The sequence below is a fragment of the Streptomyces sp. McG3 genome (genome assembly GCF_018619185.1).
GTDB lineage: Bacteria > Actinomycetota > Actinomycetes > Streptomycetales > Streptomycetaceae > Streptomyces.
Genome location: NZ_JAAXYC010000514.1, coordinates 1 through 3,029 on the forward strand (window position 1 = coordinate 1; position 3,029 = coordinate 3,029).

General features: G+C 68.6%; 2 protein-coding genes. Both read left to right on the top strand.

The window, feature by feature from the left end:
- Positions 1–577: 577 nt before the first annotated feature.
- Complete coding sequence (locus HET64_RS37885; protein ID WP_251146437.1) at positions 578–1,156, top strand: hypothetical protein; 579 nt, start codon at positions 578–580, stop codon at positions 1,154–1,156.
- On the top strand, positions 1,153–3,029 hold a 1,877-nt coding region (locus tag HET64_RS37890; protein WP_215111762.1), incomplete at its 3' end, for a DEAD/DEAH box helicase family protein. The genes HET64_RS37885 and HET64_RS37890, both read left to right, overlap by 4 nt.

Consider the following 3,029-nt stretch of genomic DNA (forward strand, 5'->3'; position numbering starts at 1 on the left):
GGGTGGAGCAGAACGCCGACGGCTCGGGGCTGGCGGCGGGCAGGGGAAAGGCGGACATGAGAGCAACTCCAGGAAGGTAGGGGTGAGGCACCCAACCCGGGTGATTCGGGAAGGGATTGGTGCGGGATCGTGCCCGCCGTCGATGCCTCAAGGTTCCCTCGCCAACGCTCTCAAGGCCAGTCTGATCGGCGCCCGTTCAGGCTGACGTGTTCACCGTCGTGAAACGCAGGTACGTCGTTCGTCCCTGCTCAGACCACCTGGAAAATCGAGTTAACCCGAAACCATCCAGAGTGTGCGCCATCCCGGGTGCAGCTGGCCGAGAGGCGTGTGAAGCGAAATTCCCGACCCAGGACACGAGGTCGAGTGGGCGACAAGGGCGTCTGGTTCCCCTTCTGTGGCCGGCAGCAGCCCGCCGGGGCGGGTGACGGAGAGCGGAGTACATATCCCCTTTCGGGGTGCAGAGAGTGTGTGGCTGCGACAATGAAGCACCGCAGGGGGCGGGTGGGGCGACTTCGCTGTAGGTGAGGGTGCATGCCTCTTTGCGTGAAGGGGGAACGTGGGGGCATGGTTTGAGCGCATGGCGGCTGTCCCTGGCCTTGCCTTTGCCGGGAGCCCGGGTGTCGTGCGGGAGGCGCTGCCGGGCGCAGGGATTCGTCCGGACGAGTCGTACGGCTCGCCGATGTGGCCGACCGCCGAGGGGAGTACGTCTGCGACACCGGCCAGCCGGCATGTGCCGTTCGACGCGCGCGGCGCTGAGCTGATCGCCCGTGTCTGGGAGGCGCTGGAGCTTCCGGGCTCGGCCAGGGACTACCACTTTGTTCTGCAGAGCGCGGTCGATCGGCTGTGGAGTACACGTCGTGCGGAGCCTGGGGCCCTCGCCGCGCTTGAGGTGTTCGCCCTGCTGGACTTGGAGTTGATGGAAGCAACCCCGCACGCGGTGTCCTTCGACACCACTGATGCTCCGGCGGCGTTTGTGCGGGTGTCCTCGGTGCCACGGTTGATCGGCCTGCTGGAGCGCGAGGGCGCCTTCACGGAAGCACTTGAGCTGGCGCGGCGGTTGGCCCGTTTCGGGCAGAGCGAGGATGTGGCGGCCCGGCTGTCGGAGAAAGCCCAAGCGCTGGTTGCCGAGGCTGCGGCACAGGGTGGATCGTCATGAGTGCGGGTCTGGAGCGACTGATCCCGGCTGCCTCCTACTTGGAGGAGGCGTTCTTGCGGTGGGTGCTCACGCCGGCCGTGGACGCGTCGATCGTTTCGCGGGTGCACAGTCAGCACCCGGTCACCGTCAACGAACGCGCTTACCGGCTTGACTACCTGATCGCGGGTGAGGCGCTGCAGTTGGCCGTCGAGCTCGACGGGTTCGCCTTCCACAGTGACCGGGCCGCGTTCACCTACGACCGGCTGCGACAGAACGATCTGGCCGCGACCGGTCTGACGGTGCTGCGGTTCTCCTACGACGCGGTGCGTACGGACACGGCGCGCTGCGTGGCCCAGCTGCAGGCGATGCTGAGGCAGGATCCGCTCCTGGCGCCGCTGGTGACAGCCATGCCGCGTATCGAGATCCCGGACATGGCTGGCGATCCGATGCGGGCAGCCGATCCACCTGGCGGTGCCGAACTGCCTTCAGGCGGGGCGTACTTCGCCGGTGTACAGGCCAGGGTGGACCGGGCGCCGCTGCGGGCGTGCCAGGATGAGGCATTGGCCGCGTTGGCGAACTACTACGCCTCCGGCGGCCGGCATGCGGCTGCGGTGATGGCGGTGGGGTCGGGCAAGACGGCCCTGGGGGTGGCGGCCGCGTTGTCGTTCAGCAGACGGCGGGCGCTGGTGGTGACCCCGGGCTCGGTCATCCGCGGCACCTTCGCCAAGGCCCTCGATCCGGGGATGCCGGGCAACGTCCTGTATGGGCTGGCGGGCGGGCCGCTGCTGCCCGGCGCTCGCCCGCCGGCCACGCTCGTCCTGGACGCGGACGACGGGCAGATCAGCCAGGTCAGCCGTGAGCGGCTGCTGGACGCGGACATCCTGGTCACCAACTTCCATGCGCTGGGCACGGGCGACAGTGACGGAGACCTGCTGGCCAAGTTGGAGCCGGAGGACATCGACTTCATCGTCGTCGACGAGGCGCACATCGCGGCCAGCGCCTCCTACCAGCGGCTGTTCGCCCACTTCCAGGGTGCGCGCACACTGCTGATGTCGGCGTGCTTCCAGCGTTTGGACGGCAAGCCGATCGACGCCGATGTCGTCTACCGCTACCGGCTGGTGGACTCCGTCGCGGACGGGTCGGCGAAGAACCTGCGGGTGCACCGGTTCGCTCCCGAGGTGGCGTCGACGGTGTATGAGGCGGTGTGGCCGGACGGGCGGCGCGAGCAGATCGTGGGCCGTGCTGCTTTGCTGGCCACGCTGGGCGACGAGCGGAAGATGGCACGCATCACCGCACAGTCCGAGGCGCCGATCCACCAGGTGATGGCCGTGACGCGGGCGTGTCTGGATGCGCAGGCCAAGCTGCTTGCACCCGTCAAGCCGAGGGCGCTGTTCGCAGCGATGGGCCAGGCGCATGCTGAACAGATCGCACGGATCGCCGAAGAATACGGGATCCCCAGTGCCACGCTGCACCACAGCATGCCCGCCTCCGCGATCGCCTCCACCCGGCGGCGCTTCGAGTCCGACGCCGGGGATCTGCAGGGCATCGTGCAGCTGCGGATGCTCGGCCAGGGCTACGACTTCCCGCCCATCACCGTGGTCGTGCCGCTGCGCCCCTATGGCAGCTTCGGCGAGTTCTACCAGTTCGTCGGCCGCGGTGTCCGCGTCCTGCGCCAGACCGCGGTGGCTGCCGACCAGCAGTACCTGGACGTGGTCTGCCATGCCGAACTCGGCCTGGAGGAGCATCTGGAGGCCATGTGCGCGGACAACGACATGGATCCCGCTGTGCTCCTGGATGTCCCGCTGATCGACGCCACCACCATGGAAGGGGATCTCCCCGGCCCCGGCGGCGCCGCGGAGGGGGCCGGTGGGGCCGGGGAGATCCCCTTCCATGG

Excerpts from the sequence above, each read along its gene's own strand:
- HET64_RS37885 (WP_251146437.1), top strand. The coding sequence starts at position 578 with ATGGCGGCTGTCCCTGGCCTTGCCTTTGCCGGGAGCCCGGGTGTCGTG.